General features: G+C 50.1%; 15 protein-coding genes. 3 read left to right on the top strand and 12 right to left on the bottom strand.

Annotated features, from left to right (window positions below; all coding sequences use genetic code 11):
• Window positions 1-119 precede the first annotated feature (119 nt).
• Complete coding sequence (locus ACESTD_RS03555) at window positions 120-1,760, top strand: fumarate hydratase (protein WP_005835073.1); 1,641 nt, start codon at window positions 120-122, stop codon at window positions 1,758-1,760.
• A 371-nt stretch (window positions 1,761-2,131) separates the two neighbouring features.
• Window positions 2,132-3,289, top strand: coding sequence for an acyltransferase (locus ACESTD_RS03560; protein ID WP_151852913.1), 1,158 nt, complete (start codon window positions 2,132-2,134; stop codon window positions 3,287-3,289).
• Between the two features lie 47 nt (window positions 3,290-3,336).
• On the opposite strand, the gene ACESTD_RS03565 is transcribed toward ACESTD_RS03560, so the two are convergent.
• The 11 genes from ACESTD_RS03565 to ACESTD_RS03615 form a co-directional block, all read right to left on the bottom strand.
• A complete protein-coding gene (locus ACESTD_RS03565) occupies window positions 3,337-4,977 on the bottom strand; it encodes an amino acid permease (RefSeq protein ID WP_005835078.1) in 1,641 nt (546 codons plus the stop codon).
• A 48-nt stretch (window positions 4,978-5,025) separates the two neighbouring features.
• The gene (locus ACESTD_RS03570; RefSeq protein ID WP_373158690.1) at window positions 5,026-6,351 is read right to left on the bottom strand and encodes a TolC family protein; all 1,326 of its coding nucleotides are present in this window, start codon (window positions 6,349-6,351) and stop codon (window positions 5,026-5,028) included.
• On the bottom strand, window positions 6,348-9,380 hold the full coding sequence (locus tag ACESTD_RS03575; protein WP_022402285.1) for an efflux RND transporter permease subunit: 3,033 nt from the start codon (window positions 9,378-9,380) through the stop codon (window positions 6,348-6,350). Before ACESTD_RS03575 ends, ACESTD_RS03570 begins: the two co-directional genes overlap by 4 nt.
• A 40-nt stretch (window positions 9,381-9,420) precedes the next feature.
• Entirely contained in the window at window positions 9,421-10,503 is a 1,083-nt protein-coding gene (locus ACESTD_RS03580) for an efflux RND transporter periplasmic adaptor subunit (protein ID WP_373158689.1), read from the bottom strand.
• A 121-nt stretch (window positions 10,504-10,624) separates the two neighbouring features.
• Window positions 10,625-11,557 carry a ribosome small subunit-dependent GTPase A gene (gene rsgA, locus ACESTD_RS03585; RefSeq protein WP_034523089.1) on the bottom strand — a complete coding sequence of 311 codons (933 nt, stop codon included), beginning with the start codon at window positions 11,555-11,557 and terminating at the stop codon, window positions 10,625-10,627.
• 106 nt (window positions 11,558-11,663) lie between these two features.
• A complete protein-coding gene (gene frr / locus ACESTD_RS03590) occupies window positions 11,664-12,224 on the bottom strand; it encodes a ribosome recycling factor (RefSeq protein WP_005824243.1) in 561 nt (186 codons plus the stop codon).
• 113 nt (window positions 12,225-12,337) lie between these two features.
• Window positions 12,338-13,048, bottom strand: a complete 711-nt coding sequence (pyrH, locus tag ACESTD_RS03595; RefSeq protein WP_005835090.1) for a UMP kinase — start codon at window positions 13,046-13,048, stop codon at window positions 12,338-12,340.
• Between the two features lie 83 nt (window positions 13,049-13,131).
• On the bottom strand, window positions 13,132-13,647 hold the full coding sequence (locus ACESTD_RS03600; protein ID WP_005824239.1) for a nucleoside 2-deoxyribosyltransferase domain-containing protein: 516 nt from the start codon (window positions 13,645-13,647) through the stop codon (window positions 13,132-13,134).
• Window positions 13,648-13,669: 22 nt separating this feature from the next.
• Window positions 13,670-14,608 (bottom strand): DMT family transporter, encoded by a 939-nt coding sequence (locus tag ACESTD_RS03605; protein ID WP_005824237.1) that lies wholly within the window; start codon window positions 14,606-14,608, stop codon window positions 13,670-13,672.
• A gap of 88 nt (window positions 14,609-14,696) precedes the next feature.
• A complete protein-coding gene (locus ACESTD_RS03610) occupies window positions 14,697-17,219 on the bottom strand; it encodes a heavy metal translocating P-type ATPase (protein ID WP_373158688.1) in 2,523 nt (840 codons plus the stop codon).
• A gap of 269 nt (window positions 17,220-17,488) precedes the next feature.
• The gene (locus tag ACESTD_RS03615) at window positions 17,489-18,856 is read right to left on the bottom strand and encodes an MATE family efflux transporter (RefSeq protein ID WP_117652456.1); all 1,368 of its coding nucleotides are present in this window, start codon (window positions 18,854-18,856) and stop codon (window positions 17,489-17,491) included.
• Window positions 18,857-18,999: 143 nt separating this feature from the next.
• Here ACESTD_RS03615 and ACESTD_RS03620 point away from each other — a divergent pair, with 143 nt between their 5' ends.
• Window positions 19,000-19,680 (top strand): lipopolysaccharide assembly protein LapB, encoded by a 681-nt coding sequence (locus tag ACESTD_RS03620; RefSeq protein WP_034523335.1) that lies wholly within the window; start codon window positions 19,000-19,002, stop codon window positions 19,678-19,680.
• A gap of 40 nt (window positions 19,681-19,720) precedes the next feature.
• On the opposite strand, the gene ACESTD_RS03625 is transcribed toward ACESTD_RS03620, so the two are convergent.
• Window positions 19,721-23,776 carry a hybrid sensor histidine kinase/response regulator transcription factor gene (locus ACESTD_RS03625; RefSeq protein WP_130081655.1) on the bottom strand — a complete coding sequence of 1,352 codons (4,056 nt, stop codon included), beginning with the start codon at window positions 23,774-23,776 and terminating at the stop codon, window positions 19,721-19,723.
• Between the last annotated feature and the right edge of the window lie 32 nt (window positions 23,777-23,808).

Raw genomic sequence — 23,808 nt, forward strand, 5'->3', positions numbered from 1 at the left:
CGTTTTTACTCTAATTAAAGAATTATTTCAATAATAGTTTTTACCTTTGCTCGGTAAAGGCGGTTTTGTGCTGCCTTTGCTACCCGAATCACTTTTAAACATTAAATATACGAGTAATTATGGCAACAACACCTCCGTTCAAGTATCAGCCCATGTTCGAGAAGGGGAAAGATACTACTGAGTATTATCTGCTTACAAAAGATTACGTGTCAGTAAGCGAGTTTGAAGGAAAACCTATCCTGAAGATTGAAAAAGACGGTTTGACGGCAATGGCCAATGCGGCTTTCCGTGATGTATCGTTCATGTTGCGTCGTTCGCACAACGAGCAGGTTGCTAAGATTCTGAGTGACCCCGAAGCAAGCGATAACGATAAATACGTGGCACTCACCTTCCTGCGCAATGCAGAGGTAGCATCCAAGGGGGTACTTCCTTTCTGCCAGGATACGGGTACGGCAATCATCCACGGCGAAAAGGGACAACAAGTATGGACCGGCTACTGTGATGAAGAAGCTCTCTCACTGGGTGTTTACAAGACTTATACCGAAGAGAACCTGCGCTATTCGCAGAATGCTCCCCTCACCATGTACGATGAGGTGAATACGAAGTGCAACCTTCCCGCACAGATTGACATCGAAGCTACGGAAGGTATGGAGTACGAGTTCCTCTGCGTAACCAAGGGTGGTGGCTCTGCCAACAAGACTTATCTCTACCAGGAGACAAAGGCTATCCTCAACCCCGAAACATTGGTTCCCTTCCTTATCTCAAAAATCAAGACTTTGGGTACGGCAGCTTGTCCTCCCTATCACATCGCATTCGTTATCGGCGGTACCTCTGCCGAAAAGAACTTGCTGACTGTGAAACTGGCTTCCACCCACTTCTACGATAACCTACCCACTACCGGCAATGAGTTCGGCCGCGCTTTCCGCGATGTGGAACTGGAGAAGCTGGTACTGGAAGAAGCTCATAAGATTGGCCTCGGTGCCCAGTTCGGCGGCAAGTATCTGGCTCACGACATCCGCATCATCCGCCTGCCGCGTCACGGCGCTTCCTGCCCCGTGGGTCTGGGCGTTTCCTGCTCTGCCGACCGCAACATCAAGTGTAAAATCAATAAAGAAGGTATCTGGATTGAAAAGCTCGACAGCAATCCGGGTGAACTGATTCCCGAAGAACTCCGTAAAGCCGGTGAAGGCGACGTGGTGAAGATTGACTTGAACCAGCCGATGGCCGATATTCTGAAGGAACTGACCAAGTATCCGGTTTCCACCCGTTTGTCTCTGAATGGAACCATTATCGTAGGCCGTGACATCGCACACGCCAAGCTGAAAGAACGTCTGGACCGTGGCGAAGACCTGCCGCAGTACATCAAAGACCATCCCATCTACTACGCCGGTCCTGCCAAGACTCCTCAAGGCATGGCTTGCGGCTCCATGGGCCCGACTACTGCCGGACGTATGGACCCGTATGTAGACCTCTTCCAAAGCCACGGCGGCAGCATGATTATGCTTGCCAAAGGTAACCGCAGCCAGCAAGTGACAGATGCCTGCCAAAAGTATGGCGGTTTCTACTTGGGCTCTATCGGTGGTCCTGCCGCTATCTTGGCACAGAACAACATCAAGAGCATTGAGTGCGTGGAATATCCCGAACTCGGTATGGAAGCTATCTGGAAGATTGAGGTGGAGAACTTCCCTGCATTCATCTTGGTGGACGATAAGGGCAACGACTTCTTCAAGCAACTGAAGCCCTGGAATTGCAGCAAGTAAAACAGAAGCCTTTTAGAAAGGCATAATATAAGGAAAGCCGTAACGGAGAAAATCTTGTTACGGCTTTTTTGTTTTGTAGAGGAAAACAAAGTGTTTCGCGGCATAGAACACTCTGTTTCATCAAGCAAAACAAACTGTTCCTTTATGTTGAAACAAATTGTTTCAATAGGAAGAAACAAACTGTTCTTTCATGTTGGAACAAAGTGTTCTTCCCTATTGGAACACTCTGTTCTGCCTTGATAAAACAGATTGTTCTCTATAGGAGAATAAAACTGAAACTCGTTTGTTGTCGTATTTTTGTTACATTCTCCTTTTCATTTCTCAGTTAACTTCTTTATCTTTAGCCCTCCAAACAACCAATTTAATAAAACATGGAACCAACTCTTACACGACAAACTCCGGCACAACACATCGTATGGCTGGATGTGGTACGCCTTGTTGCAATGTTTACAGTAGTTTGCTGCCATTGCACAGACCCTTTTAACTTCTATCCAGGCACATCGCCCGACATTGTTGACATCAAGTTTTGGGGAGCTGTCTACGGTGCGGCGCTCCGTCTTTGCGTACCGCTTTTTGTAATGATTACCGGTGCATTGCTGTTGCCGGTACGGGGTGACGCCTCGGCATTCTACAAGAAACGTATCCCCCGCGTATTCTTTCCTTTCCTCATCTGGTCTGTGATTTACAATCTGTTCCCCTGGATAACGGGACTGCTGGGAGTGGAGCCGAAAGTGATTCTGGATTTCTTCCCTTATTCGGGTGAGGAAGTGATGCGCCAGTCTCTGGCAGTGAGCCTGGGATATATTGCAGAAATGCCTTTTAATTTCTCTCTATTGGATGTACACATGTGGTATATCTATCTGCTGATAGGGCTTTATCTCTATCTTCCGATATTCTCGGCATGGGTGGAGAAGGCCTCGGAACGTGCCAAACTATGGTTTCTTGCAGCATGGGGAGTGACACTGCTGCTGCCTTATTATACCGAGTTTGCCGCTCCGTACCTTTGGGGGACTTGCTCGTGGAACTCGTTCGGTATGCTGTATTACTTTGCCGGTTTTAACGGCTACCTATTGTTGGGCCATTATCTGAGGAACCATAACTGGACGGGCCGGCAACTCTGTGGCATCGGCATTCCCATGTTTGCCATTGGCTATGCCGTAACATTCCTTGGTTTCCGTCGTATGACCTCCTTGCCGGATTTTACGGATGAGATGCTCGAACTCTTCTTCACCTACTGTTCGCTGAATGTAGTAATGATGACCATCCCCGTGTTTATGCTTTGCAAGCGGGCCAATTTCCGTTCGGAGCGCATCAAGAAAGCATTGGCAAACTTGACGCTCTGTGGTTTTGGAGTCTATATGATACACTATTTCTTTACCGGACCGAGCGTAGTCTTGATGCGTGCTATCCATGTTCCTATCTATCTTCAGATACCTTGTGCCGCAGTCGTCGCTTTCTGTACTTCCTGGTTTCTGGTGGCAATGGCATACCGTTGTTTCGGGAAGCGGACCAAGTGGGTGCTGGGGTAGTTTGGATGAAAGATTGTTTATCTTTAAAGGAGGAGATTTAGGGCTTATTATCTCCTCCAGATTCTCCACATATAGTAAGCGCAGTGCGTGAATGCGAAAACAAACGAGATAATCAGCAGCACTTTGCTTTCTCCCCATCCCACAGTCTGTTGGTGCCACAGTCCGGTGATGACACAAAGAACGGCAAGGATAAGTCCAATCATGTTCAAGGTCACCTGCCCGTGGCGGGTGTCGCCTCCATGCTCCAGCTTACTGTGCTTCATGCCGTAGCCCACGTAGATGTCCAGACCGATGAGCATCCACAGTACCAGGCGTATCCATGTATCGGCAGGAAGGAACAGCATCATGCAAAGGCAAGTAAGAATACCCAGTATGGGGATAAGTGGAACAAGTGGGGTTTTAAAGGAACGGGGCACGTCAGGCATGGTTCTGCGTACTACCAGTACAGCGGCACAGACCAGCGTGAAGGCCATCAGCGTGCCGATGCTTGTCATCTCTCCGGCCAGCCGTGCGGGTACAAAAGCTGCCAGCAGGCCCACAAGTACCATGAAGAGCAGGTTGCTGCGTGCCGGAGTACGGAACTTTTCGTTGATATGCGAGAAGAAAGGAGGCAGCAGCCCGTCATGGCTCATGCTTAGGAATACGCGGCTCTGTCCCAGCAGTGTCACCATGATGACGGAGCAATATCCGAACAGAATGGACAGCACGATGGCACGGTTCAGCCAGGGATAGTCCGGCTGGATGATACCTGCAGCATCAGCCTGCCCCATGTGCTCTATGGCTATGGCAACGGGAGCAATGCCTTGCTGTCCGCTGAAGGCGGTGTAGTGTGCCACTCCCGTCATGACGTGGGCAAAAACCATATAGAGCACGGTGCATACCAGCAAGGAGACCAGAATGCCGATAGGCATGTTCCGCTTCGGGTTCTTCGTCTCTTGGGCGGCTGTGCTCACGGCGTCGAACCCGAGGAAGGCGAAGAATACGATGGCCGCCCCTCGCAGGATGCCGGAGAAGCCATATTCGCCCAGCACGCCCGTATTGGCAGGGATGTAAGGTGTATAGTTGTCGGTATTGATGTATTTCCAGCCGAGTATGACAAAAATCAGTATGACGGAAACCTTCAGGAATACAATGAAGCCGTTGAAGATGGAGCTGCCTTCCGTACCCCGTATCAGGAAGAGGCTCATCAGCACGACGATAAGGAAGGCGGGGATATTTACGACTCCACCATCCCAGGGACAGGCGGTGAGGGCTTGCGGTAGATGTATGTCCAGTCCCTCGAGAAAGACGACCAGATAGCGGCTCCAGCTGATGCTTACCGTGGTTGCGGCTACGGTGTATTCCAGTACCAGATCCCACCCGATAATCCAGGCGATGAGTTCGCCCATCGTGGCATACGAGTAGGTGTATGCGCTGCCGGCTACGGGTATCATGGACGCAAATTCCGCATAACATAGTCCGGCGAAGCAGCATCCCAGTGCGGCAATGGCAAAGGACAGTGTGATGGCCGGTCCCGTATAGCCTGCCGCCACCGTTCCGGTGATGGAGAATAGACCCGCTCCGATGATGACTCCCACGCCCAGGGCAACAAGGCTCCACGGACCAAGTACACGTTTCAATGTTTTCTTTCCGGAGGCATTAGCCTCCGCTTGCAGTGCCTCGAATGGCTTTCTGATGAATAATCCCATTGTGCTTCAATTCTGATAAACCGGGCGCAAAGGTACGGATTATATTGCTTATTCCATATAGCGCGCTACTTTTCCACTGATTTGCAGTAGGGAGATTTCACATAATTTGGTATCATATTCCGCGGAGAGAATACGTTCTTCTGCATCCAGCAGACTCTTTTGGGCTTCGCGCATCTCGATTCCCGAGAGGTTGCGCAGCATATATCGTTCCATGGCAATCTCGTGGTTCTCCTTGGCAGCCACAAGGTTCTGGCGTTCCAGGTTCAGCATTTGCAGGTTGTTTTGGTAGGCCTGCCATAGGTTGCTGAGGTCGGCGCGCAGGGCTTGCTCCAGTTGCTCCCGTTCCAGGCGAGCGTTCTGCACGGCAATGCGGGCATTCTTGCGTTCGCGGCGCCGGTTGCCGTCGAACAGATTGAAGCCGACCGTGACGCCGAAGTTCAGACCGAGGTTGCTGCGGCGGCTGTTGGCAGAGATGTCATACTTGTTGAGGGTGTAGCCGTATCCGCCGTTCATCTTCACGTATGGGTAGTCGCGCGAGCAGACTTTCTTGTAGTCCAGACGGGCCAGGGTATTGTTCTGTTCGGCACGTAGCAGTGAGGCGTTGATGGTGAGGGTGGCGTTCCACAGCTCCTCGAAGTTCAGGGAGGCGGTCACGTTGATGAGGCTGTCTTGTATGATAAACGGCTGGTCTACATCTTTGTTTGCCATGAGTTCGTTCAGCTGGATACGTGAGGTGTGCAGCAGTTCCTGCTGTTTCATGTATTGGGCACTGTCGGCATTGAAGTCCACTTTGGCCTGCTGGTAGTCCAGGCGCGAGAAGTTACCGATGTGGTAACGCTCTTCCACAATGCGCAGGCGCTCTTTGGATAGCGATACGGCATAACGGAAGTTCTTCAAGCGGATTTTTTGCTGCACATAGTTATAGTATTCGGCGGCTATGTTGGCTATCAGGTCCTCGATGGCGATGCGCGTATTGGTCTCGCCTTGGCGTTCCAGCTCCTTGAGCCGTTGGTAGTTGGCGGTAATGTTGAAACCGTCGAAGATGGTCCAGTTCAGGTTGATGCCTGCATCGAGAGTTTGGTCAAACACTCCGTTGTCCTTGGTTGTCTCTCCGGTGGCTCGGGCTTTGGTCTCGGTATTGTCTATGGTTCCCTTGTAGCCGGCGGAGAGGCCCAGTGTGGGCAGGTAGCCCGCATTGCCCAGTGTGGCGTTGTTCTTGCTGACCTGCTCTTCATTGCGGACAATGCGCAGGGAGTAGTTGTTCAGCAATCCTTGCTCCAGGCAGGACTTCAAGGTGTAGGTAGGCGCAGGCTGTGCATAAAGGCCCAGCGCTGTGCAGGCAGTGGCTATGAAAATTAAAACAATGCGTTTCATTCGGTCTTCAGTTTACTTCGGTTCGTTGATACATAACTATATATGGCAGGCACGATGTACATCGTCAGCAGTGTGGAGATGAGCATGCCGCCTACGACGGCAGTACCCATGGCGATGCGCTGGTTGCAGCCTTCGCCGGTGGCGAATGCCAGTGGTATCAGTCCCAGGATGGTGGAGGCACTCGTCATCAGGATGGGGCGCAGACGTTGCAGGGAGGCGTCCTTGATGGCTCGCATCTTGTCTTCACCCGCTTCCTGCTTCTGATTGGCGAACTCCACAATCAGGATACCGTTCTTTGCTACCAGACCAATCAGCATGATGATGCCAATCTGGCTGAATATATTCATCGTGATGTCTCCGAAATACATGAATACCAGCGCGCCGGCAATGGCGAGAGGCACCGTCAGCATGATAATCAGCGGGTCTTTGAAGCTCTCGAACTGGGCGGCCAGAATCAGGTAAATCAGCACGATGGCAAGGATGAAGGCGAACATCAGACTGGAGGAGCTTTCGCGATACTCCTTGGAGTCTCCGGTCAGTGCGGTACGGAAGGTCTCGTCCAGTGTCTCCTTGGCAATCTTGTCCATTTCGTCCAGTCCTTGCCCGATGGTCTTCCCGTCGGCAAGCCCCGCGGAGATGGTGGCGGACACGAAACGGTTGTAACGGTACAGTTTCGGAGGGGCGATACCGCCGGTCAGCTCTATCAGGTTGTCCAGCTGCACCATGTTCCCGTTGTCGCTTCGGATATAGATACCTTTCAGGTCGGCGGGCTTGTTGCGTTGCTGGCGGTTGATTTCGCCCAATATCTCGTATTGCTTTCCGTTCATGTAGAAGTAGCCCATACGCTGTCCGCTCAAGCCGTATTGCAGAGTTTGGGCAATGTTCTTGGTGCTTACGCCCATGATACTCGCCTTGTCACGGTTGATGTTGATGCGCGCTTCAGGCTTGCTGAACTTCAGGTTTACGTCTGCCATCTGGAATACCGGATTTTCGTAGACCTTCGTCATGAACTTGGGGAGCACCTCCTGCAATTTCTCGATATTAGTTGCCTGCAATACATACTGCACGGGCATACCGCCGCGCCGTCCTCCGAATGAGGAGGACTGCTGTACGAAAGAGCGTGCCATGGTCTTTTTCTGCACTGCCTTCGACAACTTTTCGGCAACCTCCATCTGGGTATAGTCACGGTCTTTCATGTCTTTCAGTGTGATACGTACGTTACCGCTACCACTGGATACACGCGCTGTTACCGCTTCTGCATCCGGGATAATGGAGTCCACCAGATGATTGATGTCTTCGGTATAGTCGCGGATATATTCGTAAGTCACTCCTTCGGCACCCATTGTATTGATACTGATTTGCGAACGGTCCTCCAATGGCGCCATTTCAGCCGGGATAGTATTCCAAAGGACTCCGATAAGCAGGATGGTGACGATGGTGAAGGGCAGGGCAATCCAGCGCCGTTTCAGGAAGGCGGCCAGTGACTGGCTGTATACCCGGTTCATCCCTTCGAAGAAAGGTTCGGTCTTGCGATAGAACCAGCTCTGCTGTTCCCTTTTGATTAAAAGTTTGGTGGCAAGCATCGGCGTAAAAGTCAATGCGGCGAAGGAGGAGATAATCACCGAACCGGAGACCACGATACTGAATTCGCGGAACAGTCGTCCTGTCGTACCGTCCATGAATACAATAGGGAAGAATACCGCCACCAGCGTAATGGTAGTGGAGATGACGGCAAAGAAAATCTCCTTGGCTCCTTCTATGCCGGCTTCTTTCGGTGGCATCCCTTTCTCGATGCGGACATAAATGTTCTCCGTCATCACGATGGCGTCGTCCACCACCAAGCCCACGGCAAGCACCACGGCAAGCATGGAGAGCACATTGATGGAGAAACCGGCCAGATACATGACGAAGAAAGCTCCAATCAGCGAAACGGGGATTACAATACATGGCACAAGCGTCACACGCCAATCGCGCAAGAAGAGGAAAATGATGATGATAACCAGTACAAAGGCCTCATACACCGTCTGCTTCACCTCGTCGATAGAAGCGCGGATAAACTTGGTATTGTCAAAACCGTAGTTGTAATGAACATCTTCGGGAAGGTCTTTCTTCATCTTCTCCATGCGGTCATATACGGCGTTGGCTATTTCAATGTGGTTGGCACCCGGCTGCGGAATTACTACGACACCTACCATGGGCACACCGTTCATCTTCATATAACTTTTGATGTCGGCTGGTCCCAGTTCGGCACGTCCAATGTCGCTGAAGCGGACAATACGGTTACCGTCTTCCTTCAGGATAAGATTGTTGAACTCTTCGGCTGTATGCATCAGACCCAACGTACGGATGGTGAGCTCGGTAGTGTTTCCTTCGATACTTCCGGAAGGGAGCTCTACGTTTTCGTTGTCCACCGCATTCTTTACATCCAGAGGAGTGATTCCATAGCCGGACATCTTGATGGGGTCCAGCCAAAGCCGCATGGAATAGCGCTTTTCTCCCCAGATGCTTACACTACTTACATCTGAAATAGTCTGAAGCTGCTCCTTGACAGTCAGGTCGGCTATTTCACTGAGCTCCAGTAGGGAACGTTTGTCGCTTTGGAGGGCAACCATTAGGATAGGGGTGGCGTCCGCATCGGCTTTTGATACGGTAGGAGGGTCACAGTCACGAGGCAGATAGCGTTGTGCACGCGACACTTTATCACGTACGTCGTTGGCGGCGGTTTCCAGGTCAACGGAAAGCTCAAACTCTACTGTAATGCGTGATGAGCCTTGCTGGCTGACACTGGAGAGGGAGCGTATGCCGGGAATACCGTTGATGTTCTGCTCCAGAGGCTCCGTTATCTGGTTCTCGATGACATCGGCGTTGGCACCCGGATAGGAGCAGGATACTGATATGATGGGATTGTCTACAGATGGGTACTCGCGTACACCCAGATAATTGTAGCCGATGAAGCCAAACAGCAGGATTATCAGGGTAAGTACTGTCGAGAGTACCGGTCGCCGTATACTTAATTCGGATATATTCATTCTTTACAATTGATAATTAACGGTTGATAATTGACAGTTGTCAATTGATATTGTCCAGTGTTACCGGTAGTCCGGTACGGAGTTGCAGGGTTCCCGAGGTGATGATGGTATCTCCTGCCTGCAAGCCTTGCAATACTTGTACTTCCGCTTCCGTACGGATTCCCGTAGTAATCTCTACCGGCTGGGCTTTTCCCGACTTATAGAGGAATATCTTGTCTTTTCCCATTTCCGGTACAATGGCTTCGGACGGTACGGCAAGGGCGTCCTGAATTTCATCCTTGTTCAGCTTGATGCTGGCATAGCGGCCCGGAAGCACAGCTCCGTTGGCATTGGGATAAAGTGCACGGATTGTCAGGGTATGGGTAGTAGGGTCTATCTTTGATTCGCGTGCATAAACCGTGGCGTGGAAGGTTTTTAGCTTTCCTTCGAGAGTGAAGTCCAGTCCGGCGCCGGTCTTTACGTCATTGGCATACCGCTCGGGTACGGCAAATTCCACCTTCAACGGCGAAATCTTGGTGAGTTTGGCTACAATGGTTGTAGGGGAAGCGTAAGTACCCACACTGACTTGGCGCAGACCGATGACACCGTCGAAAGGAGCACGCAGCTCAGTTTGTGCGATGTTCGATTCTATCAGGTCAATGTCGCCATTCAGGGTGGCCAGCTCGGTCTTTACTTGTTCGTAGGCTTCTTTACTGACCGCATCTCTTTCCAGCAGGGCGTTCTGGCGAAACACGCGGTCTTCTGCCAACTTTAATTGGGAGACGAGGCGTTGCAATTGTGCTTGCAGCGGCCGGTCATTAACTTTGGCAAGTAATTGTCCTTTCTTGACGAAGCTGCCTTCTTCAAAATTTATCTCTATGATTTTGCCGGATGTCTCGAAAGAAAGATCCACTTCCTCATCCGGCAGCAGGCTGCCGCTGATTTGTATTTCATCCTTCAGCAGTTGCGGTTTGATTATTTTTGCGTTTACGTTTAGAATTTTCTTACCGCTACGTTGACCGGTCATCACCTTGTCTGCAGCGGCTAATTCTTCATTCTCTTTAGGTAATTGGGAGTAGATTCCTCCTCCAATCAGTCCGGCACCAATCACGATAATGATGCCCCATTTAACTCTCTTATTCATGTTGTAGTATTAGTAGTAATAAAATCAGCCTTAGATTAGACTACGGGAAAAGAGAATAGTTTAAAAGATAAAGAGTTAAAAAGTGTAAGAATATGGATTGGAAAGGTGATAAAATGACAAATCAGTAAGCAGCCCGGTATTTTCCCTCCTCCTTGTCCTCCAGCATGTTCAGATAAGAAGCGTAACGGGATTCGCTGATATAGTGCTTCTCGACAGCCTCGCGTACAGCGCATCCGGGTTCGTGGCGGTGGGTACAGTTGCCGTAACGGCAGTCGGCAGATACCTTGAATATTTCCGGGAAGTAGTGGCCTATCTCTTCTTCTTCCATATCGAATGTTCCGAAACCTTTGATGCCCGGAGTGTCAATGATATATCCGTTGCCCGGAACCGGGAACATTTCTGAGAAGGTAGTGGTGTGCATACCTTTATTATGATAGGTGGATATCTCTCCGGTTTTAATCTCTATATCGGGCAGTATTGCCTTGATGAGTGTCGATTTCCCTACTCCGGAATGTCCGGAAAAGAGGGTTATGCGTCCTTTGAGTTCTTTCTCGATAGTGTCGATGCCTTCCCCTTTTCTGGCAGAAACCTTGAAACAAGGATAGCCGATGGTGGTGTAAAGGTTGATCAGGCTGTCCAGATAGTGCAGTTCCTCTTCATCGTAGGCATCCACTTTGTTGAATATAATCTTGACGGGAACACGGTATGCCTCGGCAGAGGCGAGAAAACGGTCTATAAAGGTAGTGGAGGTCTCGGGATAGTTCACCGTCACTATGAGCATGCACTGGTCGAGGTTGGCAGCAAGAATGTGCGATTGCTTGGAAAGGTTGGAGGCGCGGCGGATGATGTAATTCTTCCGGTCCTCTATCTCGCTGATAAAGGCCGTACCTTCTTGGTTCAGTATGATGTTCACATAATCGCCTACAGCCACGGGATTAGTGCTTCGTATGCCTTTCAGCCGGAAGTTCCCTTTGATTTTACATTCAATCTCCCTTCCGTCGTCAGTCCGTACCAAGTACCAACTTCCGGTGTTTTTTATAACGAGTCCCCTCAAAATAATTGAAAGTTGAAAGTTGAAAGTTGAAAATGGAAGGTTGAAAGGCTTCTATACTTGGTATATCGGTTTATTTTCAACTTTCCATTTTCCGTTTTCAACTTAATTAAACGGTCATGATTTCTTTATCCTTTGCAGCCAGCATGTCATCAATCTGCTTGATGAACTTGTCGTGAATCTTCTGCAGCTTTTCTTCACCGCCTTTCTGGGCGTCTTCGGCCAGTCCGTCCTTTACGGATTTCTTCAAGGCGTCGATGGCATCACGGCGTGCATTACGTACACTTACCTTGGCAGTTTCTCCTTCTCCCTTACACTGTTTGGCAAGTTGTTTACGGCGTTCTTCCGTCAGTGGCGGGATGCCGATACGGATAATCTCACCATTGTTTTCGGGCATGATGCCGAGACTGGAGTCAATGATGGCCTTTTCAATGACGCGGAACATGCTCTTATCCCATGGCTTGATGGCAATGCTGCGTGCGTCCGGAGTGGTTACTGCTGCCACATTGTTGATAGGAACCATACTTCCATAAGAATCCACACGGATACCGTCCAGCAAACGGATATCGGCTTTTCCGGCGCGGATATGAGCCAGTGCCTCGTCCAGATACATGATGGCCATGTCCATACTTTCTTGCGCTTCGTCTAAGATGTCTTTTACGTCTCTCATATTATTTTCGTTTTGAAATAGCTTTGATTTGAAACTTTGCAAATATAATTATTAAATTGAAAATTGAGAATTAAGAATTAAATAACATTCATTTTTTATTCTCCATTTTCCATTCAATTGTGCACCAGTGTACCGATTTCTTCTCCTTGCATCACTTTTTTCAGATTACCCACTGTGTCCATGTCAAAAACGATGATGGGCAGGTTATTCTCTTTGCACATGCAGGTGGCAGTGAGGTCCATCACTTTCAGACCGCGCTTCAGCACTTCGTCGTAGGTGATGTCGTGGAACTTCGTGGCTGTCGGGTCCTTCTCCGGGTCGGCGGTGTAGATGCCGTCCACACGGGTACCTTTCAGCATGACATCCGCCTCAATCTCGATGCCGCGCAGACTGGAACCGGTATCGGTAGTGAAGAACGGATTGCCTGTACCGGCGGACATGATGACTACTTCGCCTGCTTCCATACATTCGATGGCACGCCATTTATTGTAGAATTCACCGATGGGTTCCATACGTACGGCAGTCAGCACGCGGGCCTTCACGCCGGCAGCTACCAGAGCCGAACTGAGTGCAAGGCTGTTGATGACGGTTGCCAGCATTCCCATCTGGTCGCCTTTCACACGGTCGAACCCTTTGTTGGCACCGCTCAATCCGCGGAAAATGTTTCCACCGCCTATCACGATGCCTATTTGTACTCCCAATTCGTGGATTTCTTTGATTTGAGCTGCGTACTCGGCAAGGCGTTTCTCGTCGATGCCGTATTGCTTTTCACCCATCAGGCTCTCGCCGCTGAGTTTCAATAAGATTCTTTTATAGGTTGCCATAATATATAGTTTTGTTACATTGCTTTGCAGCAAAGATAAAGAATTAAACTGAAAAGTGCAGCAGAATGTGGTAGGATAGTTGCCTAACGCACAGTCTTTAGGAACTCGTCCATGCTGTGATATAACGGAACGCCATAGCGGTTGCAAGTAATCCGCACATTGTCGTAGCGGTAGAAACCGGGTTCACAGATAACGTGCAGTTTACCCGAACGCATGTGCAGTCCCATCTCCAGCAGGGTGATGGGGGACTTGCTGCTTGCCAGGATATTCATGATTATCAGGTCGGCTTTTTCCAGATGTTCCAGTTCCCAGTTCACTTGATGTTCAAAGTCGGACATTTCGCCGCTGAGTCCCTTGTCCCTTCGGGGATTGTATAGGATGTATTTACCTTGGGGGCGTGCGCGGAACCAGTCGCAGGTTGCCTTTTGCCAGTCTATGCTTTTGCCCATGTCGATGGTGCCTGCCAGGAAAATTCTGGTGTATTCGGCTTCGTTCACTTCGGCTTTGCCTTCATCCGGGTGGAGTACTATAACCTCGGACTGAGCCTGCAGCCCGATAGGAAACAACAGCAGTAAAAGCAGGTAGAGACTTTTCTTCATGGTTGATGATGGTTTTATAGGATTAGTTTCTTTTTTTGCTTCTTATCGGGAGTCTTGGGAACAGTTTCCTGAAGCGGACCAGTTGGCTTGTAATATTGCCTCCTGCGATGACGAACGTTACGGCTACGATAATCATCACCAGTCCGAAGCTTTCTCTGACTGTCAGGCTTTCTCCAAAGACGGCTATTCCGAAGAAGATGGCTGTCACGGGCTCCAATGCGCCGAGAATGGCGGTCGGGGTGGAGCCGATATATTGGATGGCACCGGTAGTGCAGAGGAAGGATATGGCGGTGGGGAAGACAGCCAATGCAAGCAGATTGGCCCACAGATACCACTGGTCCGGTGTGTTCAGTACGCCGGAATAGAGCAGGCGTGCCACAAAAAGCGATAGGCCGAAGAGAAGGACATAGAAGGTGACTTTAAGCGTAGCCACATTTTTCAACGATGTCTGGTTGATGCCCACGATGTATATGGCATAGGAAAGGGAAGACGCGAAAACCAGCAGTGTCCCTATCAGGCTCAGTGTGCTGCCGTCCTCGCTCTTGTAGAGCAGTCCGATACCTCCCAGTGCAAGCAGCATGCAGACGATGGTTTGCAGTGCCAGCTTCTCTTTGAAAACCATGGCCATAATAAGCGCCACCATGATGGGATAGACGAACAGCAGTGTAGACGCTATGCCGGCGGCCATGTAGTTATAGCTCAGGAAAAGCGTCAGTGAGGAGAGGGCCACGAGCAATCCCATGATGATGAGCGGAAATGTTTCTTTCCGCTGTATCTTGAATGACCGCCCTCTCGCCTTTATCATAATGCCCAGCAACGGGATGGCGAAGAGGTATCTGAAAAAAAGTACCGAGTCCGGGTCCATGCCGGCCTTGTACAACGGGAGGGCAAACAGTGGATTCATGCCGTAGGAGGCTGCGGCGATGGAACCTAAAATATATCCTTTGGCTTTTGCGTTCATATCTTTATCTGTAAATTAGCGCGCAAAGGTAGATATTTACTTTGATTTCCTCCTTCTTTTCTGTATGAAAACCGTATGAATTCTACACTTATGCCTTCAGTGTGTAGTCGCCGGCTTCTTTCGTCACTACTTTCTGCAGTTCTTCGAGCGTCTTTTCACCGTCCGAAAACTCTACGGTGGCTACCGGAGGGTTCAGGGTTACGGTGGCGTGTATGCCTTCCATACTGTTCAATGCTTTCTCTACATGCATGCGGCAATGGTTGCACATCATGCCTTCTACTTTGAATTCTTTCTTCATGATTGTTTCTGTTGGCGGTTCAACTTCTTTGTTTTCTTCTCCTTCATGTATTCTTTTCCGTTTCAGCAGCAGGCTGTTGCTCACCACACTGACACTGCTGAATGCCATGGCCGCACCGGCTATCATCGGATTCAGCAGGAAGCCGTTGATGGGATAGAGTATTCCGGCCGCAATGGGTACACCTATTATATTATATATAAATGCCCAGAAGAGATTCTGCCGGATGGTCCGGACGGTGAGACGCGACAGACAGAGAGCTTCCGGTATCTTGGTCAGGTCGGAAGAGATGATGGTCATTTTGGCTACATCCATGGCGATGTCGCTGCCTCCACCCATGGCGATGCTTAAGTCGGCTTGGGCAAGGGCGGCGCTGTCGTTGATGCCGTCGCCCACCATGGCAACCTTCCGGCCTTCTGCCTGCAACCGGCTGACGAAGGCAGCCTTGTCCTGCGGCAATACACTGGCCTGGTAGTGGGCGATGCCTGCTTTGCGGGCAATCTCACGGGCGGTGGCCTCATTGTCTCCGGTCAGCATGTGGACTTCGATGCCGGCGGCGTGCAGCTCGCTGACGGCACGGATGGAAGTTTCCTTTATCCGGTCTGTAATTCCGGCTATTGCCAGCACGTTTTCTTCATCGGCAAACCAGATGACGGTCTGTGCTTCCGATGTCAGTCGGGTTGCCTCTTCCTGCAGGGAGGGGGGGATGGCGATATGGTTTTCTTCCAGCAGTTTCCGGTTCCCGGCGAGGTAGGTCCGGCCTTGTGCCCGTCCTTTCACGCCTTTTCCGGTGATGCTTTCAAAGTCTTGAATGTCTATGGAGGCCGACTCCTTGAGGTGGTTCACCACGGCTTCTGCCAACGGATGTTCCGAGAGCTTCTCCAGACTATAGAAAATGTCCGACAGCGCATTGCCTGCAGTGGCGCCAGTACCGGGCGTCATTGCCTGCGTATTCCATATCAGCTTGCTGACTACCGGTTTTCCTTCAGTCACCGTTCCGGTCTTGTCGAGTACCACGGTGTCTATCTTCTTGGCAATCTCCAGGCTTTCGGCATCTTTTATCAGAATGCCCCTTTCGGCGCCCTTGCCGATGCCTACCATGATGGCGGTAGGAGTAGCCAGTCCCAGTGCACACGGGCAGGCGATGATGACCACCGTGACAAATGCCAGCAATCCGTGGGTGAATCCGCCGGTTCCGTCCAGTAGCATCCATGCGATGAAGGCAAGCACTGCGATGCCTATAATGGTAGGCACGAATATCCCGGCTATCTTGTCCACCAGCTGCTGCACCGGTGCCTTGCTTCCTTGCGCGTCCTGCACCATGTGTATAATCTTCGCCAGCAGTGTATCCGTGCCGATTTTCTCTGCCCGGAAGCGGAAACTTCCCTTCTGATTGATGGTACCTGCAAAGACCTTGGCGTCTTTGTGCTTGGATACTGCTACCGGTTCGCCGCTCAGCATACTTTCGTCTACGTAGGAGCTACCTTCCGTCACGATGCCATCCACGGCAATCCGTTCTCCGGGCTTCACCAGGACGATGTCTCCGGGGCGAATCTGCTCGATAGGGATAACGCGCTCAAAGGAAGAGTGAGGGACAGCGTGTCCTTCATCCACAATGATGGTCACAGTCTTGGGTTGGAGCCCCATCAGTTTCTTGATGGCGGTTGAGGTGTTTCCTTTCGCTTTTTCTTCCAGCAGGCGGCCCAGCAGGATAAAGGCTATGATGACACTTGCCGCCTCAAAATATACATGCGGATGGATGCCTCTGGATAGCCAGAAGTCCGGAAATAGCATGTTGAACAGGCTGAACAGATAGGCGGTCCCCGTACTGATGGCTACCAGTGTGTCCATATTGGCGCTGCCATGCTGCAATTGTTTCCAGGCGCTGGTGAAGAATCCCCGCCCCAGCCAGAATACGACGGGAGTGGACAACGCCCACATGATGGGATTGGCATGGGGCATATCCATGAAGAACATGCCTATGATGACAACGGGCATAGACAAGATGATGGCCCAGGTTGTGCGGAATTTCAATACGCTGAATTTCTTGTTGTGGGCCTCTTCCGCCTCTTCGAGCGTGTTGCCGTCCTGGTTTATCAACAAGTCATATCCGGCCGCCTGCACAGCCTGCTGCAAAGCCTCGGAAGAACAGCTCGTAGGGTCATATTCCACGGTTGCCGTTGCCGAAGCGTAGTTTACGACCGCTTTCTTGACACCTGACTGATGGTTCAGCGTCTTTTCTACCCGTGCGGAGCATGAGGCGCAACTCATTCCCAATACGGGAAATGTCTCTTGAACTATATTCTTTTCTGCCATAACAATTTTGTATAAGTCATTACTCTTGCTATGAGTGACTTGGTTCCAAATGCAAATACCGTCAGTCTTATTCCGAGATACCGTTGGTTTCACTACTTGAAACCGTCGGTTTCTCGCATTGAAACCGATGGTGCCAAAAGTTGAAACTTGTTTGGCACCGTATACTGGCTACCTGACGCCTTGTTCTGGAGGGTGGAATCCATATTTTATATCAGTCATAGCGATACAAAGATAATGCTTTTTCCCTTGAAATTGTTCATAGCCTACCCCTAACGCCAAGCAGGTTCCTTCTTGCTGGGAAATGCCCGTCGGATGACTTCCCGGCTCAAGCCTGTCTGCACCACTCCCCGCATCAGCAGGTAAGTGAGGAAGGCAAGCCATAGAGCATGGTTTGCCAGGACGGGATGCAGCCCATAATATAAGATAAAAAAGCTGACAGCTGCCGCTGCCATGGAGAGGAGCATTCCTCGCGTGGCGGTGGCACCGATGAAGATGCCGTCCCAGATGAAGGCGGCTATCCCGACGGCGGGCACGGCAAGCGCCCAATAAAAATAGGTGTCGGCAACAGCTATCACTTCTTTGTCATCCGTCAATAGTCCGAGGAAGGCATTGCCTCCCAGCGCATAAACCAATGTAAAGAGAACCGCCATCACCGCTCCCCATCCGAAGAGGTGCCGGACGGTGTCTGTAAAGGCTTCCCGGTTGCGTGCGCCTATGTATCTGCCGCTTAAGGCTTCGCCAGCGTAGGCAAAGCCGTCCATTACATACGAGAATAAGGTGAAGAGCTGCATCAGCAGCGTGTTGACCGCCAGAATAATCTCTCCCTGCGAAGCTCCCGCCGAAGTGAAGAACAACGTGACTGCCACCAGGCAAAGGGTACGCAGAAAAATATCCCTATTCACTTGGAAAAACCGGAACATCGCCTCTTTCTCCCAGATACCTGCCCCTTCTCTCCCTTTAATCTTTAATTTATAATTTTTAATTTCCCAGAATCTTTTCAGCCTGCCGTAGTTGTGCATCCAAAGGACAATGCCCATCAGGAAGCCAGCATACTGGGCAATCAACGTCCCCAAAGCTACTCCTTCTACTTTCATCCCACACAGATAAACCAGTCCGAGGCTGGCAATGATATTGACCACATTCTGTGTGATGGCTATATACATGGGGATACGCGAATTCTGCATGCCGATGAACCATCCCGTCAGTCCGTATAGCCCCAGCATGGCAGGGGCACCCCAGATGCAGATATGGAAATAGAGCGTTGCCATCTCTCTGACTTCGTCCGTGGGATGGATGAGAAGGAAGGCTCCCTGCTTGATAGGCGTTTGCAGCAGGATGAGGCAGAATGCGACTGCCACGCCTATGCCCACAGAACGCAACAGCAGGTGGACTACCTCCGGCAAATCCCGCTTGCCGAATGCTTGCGAGGTCATTCCGCTGGTACCCATCCTCAGAAAGCCGAATATCCAGTAGATGATATTGAACAGCATGCCACCCACGGCAATGGCGCCTATGTAGGCGGGCGAACCCAGATGGCCGACGATGGCTACATCAATCAGGCCGAGCAGCGGCACGGTGATGTTCGATACGATGGAAGGTAAGGCTATTTGCAGTATTTGTCTGTCTCTGGGCTTCATTTATATTATTTAATTCATTAAGGTCGGCAAAGTTAACTATTTTTCTACTTTCAACTATTGATGGTTGCCGTAAAAATGCGTAGTTTTGTAGGTAGATTTCTATGAGACTGATTGGGCTGTTAAACTATATATATACACTAAAAATGAAAACCTTAACGTTGCTTTTCTCCTTGTTCTTGATGTGTCCGCTGTCTGTCTGGGGACAGTCGGCAGATGAGTTGCTTTCGAAAGTGTCCGATGCACTTTCCGAGGGTAAAGATGACTATGCGGTGAGTTTGTTTCGCCAGGCGGCAAATGCCGGTGAGGATAGGACGGAAATGTTCTACTGGACCAATGTGGACAAGAGCAGTGAGGTGGCTCCTCGTCTTGCGGATGTGCTGGCTGTGCACTACAAGGAAATGCGGAATTACGATAAAGCCTACCTCTTCTATAAGGAGTTCTTGCAGCGTCATCCCGAAGACGTACCTGCACTTGTCTCTTGTGCCGAAATGGAGATGATGCGGGGAAAGGAGAAAGATGCCTTAAAAACCTATGAAAAGGTATTGATGCTGGATGCCGACAATCTCCAAGCCAATATCTTCTTGGGGAATTATTATTATCTCCAAGCCGAGAAGGATAAGAAGAAGCTCGAAGAAGACTATAAAAAGATAACTTCCCCCACAAGGATGCAGTATGCACGCTATCGCAACGGATTGTCAGACGTGTTCACCAATAGCTACGGCAAGGCTAAGGCATACCTGCAACGCGTGCTTCAGGTATTCCCCTCCATGGAAGCAGGCAATACGCTGGAAAAGATAAAGAAGATGGAGCTGGAGCTGAAATAGCTGTCCGCATTCCGACTAATAGGAAGGGGCTGTTTGTCTCTTATTTCTCTCCGGTCTCTTTTAATCTCTTCAGATATTCCGAAGGTATGTAGCCGAATTCTTCCTTGAAGCATTGCCGGAAGTAGAACAGATTGTTTATACCTACCTTGAATGCTATTTCCGAAATGTTGTATTTGCCTTCCAGCAGGTATTGCTCGGCGTGTTTCATCCTTATCTTGCGGACATATTCGTTGGTGGAAAGTCCGGTAAGCGCTTTCATCTTGCGGTAGAGGGTGGAATTGCTCATGCACATTTTATCCGAAAGATAGCTGATGTCTATTTTGTCTGAAGAAAGCCGTTCCTCTATCAGCTGGTTTATCTTGTGGATAAACTCGTTGTCCAGCTTGTTGAGCGATTCTGTAATGACAGCCGCTTTATTGCTTATGGCGGCATTGGCGCTGAAATGGTTTGCCAGGTTGCGCCGCGACTGGAGCAGGTTTTCTATACGGCTATGCAGCAGGCTGGCGCTGAACGGTTTGGTGAGGTAGGAGTCGGCACCTACCTGGTAGCCTTCCTCTTTGTCGCGCAGCGAGTCTTTGGCTGTCAGCAGTATAATGGGTATGTGGCTGGTGCGCACGTCTTTTTTCAGCTCACGGCACATCTCGTTTCCGTCCATTACCGGCATCATAATGTCACTGACGATGATGTCAGGTATTTCTTTCAGGGCGCTTTCCTTGCCCAGCTTTCCGTTGGCGGCAGTCTTTACTTCAAAGTGGTCGGAGAAGGATTCGGCTATATAGTCGCAGATGTCCGGATTGTCTTCCACTACCAGCAATATGGGTTTGTCGCTGGATGAAACTTGATTTACTTGTGCCTCTTCTATATGCTGGACGTTGCTTTCCTTTTCCTGCGAATCGGCATGCAGTGCCTGCGGGTAACTGTTGTCGGTAAGCAGGCTGACGTAGAAGGTACTACCTTGATTGGGAGCACTCTCTACGCGGATTTCCCCTTCGTGTAGGGCTACGAGGTTTTTCACCAGAGAAAGTCCGATACCGGTACCCGAAGCCTGGTGTTTGCCGCCTTCCTGGTAATAACGGTCGAATATGTGGGGTAGTGCCTCCGGCTTGATACCGTATCCCGTGTCGCTGACCCGGATTTCCGTATAGTTCACTTCGGCACGTTCCACCTGTCGGATACCGATGCTGATGCTACCCTTTTCCGTGTACTTTAGGGCATTGGATATCAGATTGTCCAGGATGGTCTGGATAATTTCCTTGTCGAAGTATATAGGCATATGCTCTTTCTCCACCACCAGCCGGATATCGACGGCTGGCTTCCGGTTCAGTTCCTTGTACTTCAGGCCTATCTCGCGGATAAGGGGTACGAGGTTGTCCCGGCTCACGCAGAGTTTCTTGTTCTGGGTCTCGGTCTTTCTGAACTCCAATATCTGGTTGATGAGGTTCAGTAGCCGGATGGCACTTTGGTGAATGACGGATATCTTCTGTGCGTCTTTGGTGGATAGTGTATCACTTTTCTGTATGTCTTCCAGCGGACCCAGTATCAGCGTAAGCGGGGTGCGCAGTTCATGGGTGATGTTGGTGTAGAAGCGCAGGCGTTCGTTGTTCAGTTCCTGCTCGTGTTCGTGGCTCTGCTTCTCCAGTTGGTACAGTGCTTCAGCATCCAGTCTTTTCTTGTAGGCATAGAGTATAGAGAAAAGGATGATAAGGGACAGCAGGATATAGAATGACTTTGCCCACCAAGTAAGCCAAAGGGGTGGGGCGATGCGGATGTTCAATGAGGTGGTTGCGTCCGACCATGCTTGGTTGCGCATGCGCGTTTTCACTTGGAACTGGTATTTCCCGGGAGGAAGATTACGAAAGGTGACATTATTGGGGTCTGTAAGCGTATACCAGGAGTTCTCGAGTCCTTTCAGCATATAGGCATATTCCACTTGGTTGACCAGGGCATAGTTCTGGATGTTGAACCGGATACTGAAACTATTCTGTGTATATTTCAGTTGCACGTTCTTCTGTCCGTTTAAGGCAATGGTGCTCTGTCCGTTTTCCGGTTTGTTCAGCGGGTCGGTAATTTCAATGTTGGTGATGAATGCGGGTGGTGATTTGCGTTCCTGCAATACAACTTCCGGGTTGAAGTAGCACAGACCGTTTATAGAGCCGAAGTAAAAGTTACCGTCTTGTCCGTAGGCTACACTGCCCCGACTGAAGCTTCCCATGGGGAGGTTGTCGTGATAGTCGTAGTTATAGAAAATGTCTTTACTGTCCACAAGACAGCTGATACCTTTGTTGGTGCTCACCCAAATATTTCCTGCCTTGTCCTCACCGATGGCTTGTATGTGGGTGTTAGCCAGTCCGCTTTCACGTTGGTATACTTTGTAGTTTCTGTCTGTCAGGGAGGGGAAGCATACCAAACCTTCACCCGTGGCCACCCACAACCGCTTTCTGCTGTCTTCGTAGAGAGCATTGATGGTATTGGAGGGGAATTTGGCCAGGACGTTGAAGAGCTGGATGCTTTGGAGTTGAGGGTCATAGAGGCCCAGGCCTCCTCCGAAGAATCCTACCCATACTTGGTCTTCGGAATCCTTCAGCACACAGCGGGCCAGATTGTTCTCCAGATTGTAGTGTGCCTTGATTGTCTTGCTGTCACAATCTATAAGATAGACGCCTTCGCTGGTTCCGACCCAAATGTTTCCCTGCTTGTCTTCATGAAAGGAACGTACGTCAGTGCGTGACTTGTCTTCGGAGAAAATCTGCCGGAAGCTTTGGCTCTTGGGGTTGTAGTAGGCTATTCCTCCATAAAAAAGCCCGAACCATAATCCTCCCTTTGAGTCGCACAAGGCTGCCTGCACCGTATTGCTTCTGAATTTCTTGTTGTCAGCATTGTATATGGCTATTCGTCTTCCCTTGTTGAATACGTTGATTCCTCCTCCATCGGTTCCTATCCAGAGGTTACCGGCTTTGTCCATACAGACACCGGAGGCTATTTTACTGTTCAGGCTGTTGTTGGTGGATGGAAAAGGAGAATATTTATAAGTGCTGAAGAGTGACGGCTCGCGTTTTATGAAGTTGATGCCGCCTCCCCAGGAACCTGCCCATACATTACCGAAGGAATCTTGGAGCAGGCAACGGATACTGGAGTTGGACAAGCCGTATTCATCGTCTCCCTCCCGGATAGAAAGCGCATGAATCTGGTCCGACGAACGGAAAAGCTGTTGGGACAAATCCACTACGGCAATGCCGCCGAATTCCATGGCTATCCAAAGTCTGTTGTCATCCAGTTGGTGTATATCATATACACGGTGCGATATGCAGTTGGTTTTGTCGTCGAAGGGGATGAAACTTTCCGCTTCCGGGTTAAACAGTACCACTCCTCTATCGGTTCCTATCCATATGTTTCCGCTTTTGTCTTTGTAGACACATGTCACTTCGTTGCCGGGCAGGCTGTTGGGGTTTTGCGGCTCGTGTGTGAAGTTCTTGACTGTCTTGTCTTTTATGGAAAGTATACTGAATCCCCGGTCCACATGCCCGATATAGAGTAGTCCGTTACCACCGTCTATGGCAGACCAGATATGGTTGCTTGCAAAACCCGGTACGGTTTCGGTATTGTAATGGGTGAATTGCCCGGTTTGCTTGTCAAAATAGTCCACGCCTTTCCAATAGGTGCAAATCCATAGGTTACCGTCGGAGGCGGCAATGATTTTGGTAATGTCGTCCGTAACCAGGCTTTTAGGGTTGTTTTCGTTGTGTCTGTAAGTGATGAATGAATCGTTGGCATAATTGTATGCATTGATTCCGGCACGCTGGGTTCCTATCCATAAGATGGAGTCGATGGGATCGTCCAGCAGACAGTTCAGTTCGTTGCCGGTGATGCTTTGCTTGCCGGTTGTTTCTTCTTTATAATAGGTAAGGAAGCGTATTCCGTCGAATTTATTTAAACCCTCTTCTGTGGCAAACCATAGAGAGCCCCGTTTGTCTTGGGCTATGCTTACCACATGGTTGTTGGACAGCCCTTCACGGATACTCAGATGTTTTATGGTATATGGCTGCGCGGATAGCAGGAATGGCAGGCATAGGAAAATGGAAAGTAGAATCTTCTTCATAACGGGTCGTTTTTCATTGCATGAGTCAAAAG

The organism is Bacteroides sp. AR20, assembly GCF_964250605.1.
GTDB lineage: Bacteria > Bacteroidota > Bacteroidia > Bacteroidales > Bacteroidaceae > Bacteroides > Bacteroides uniformis.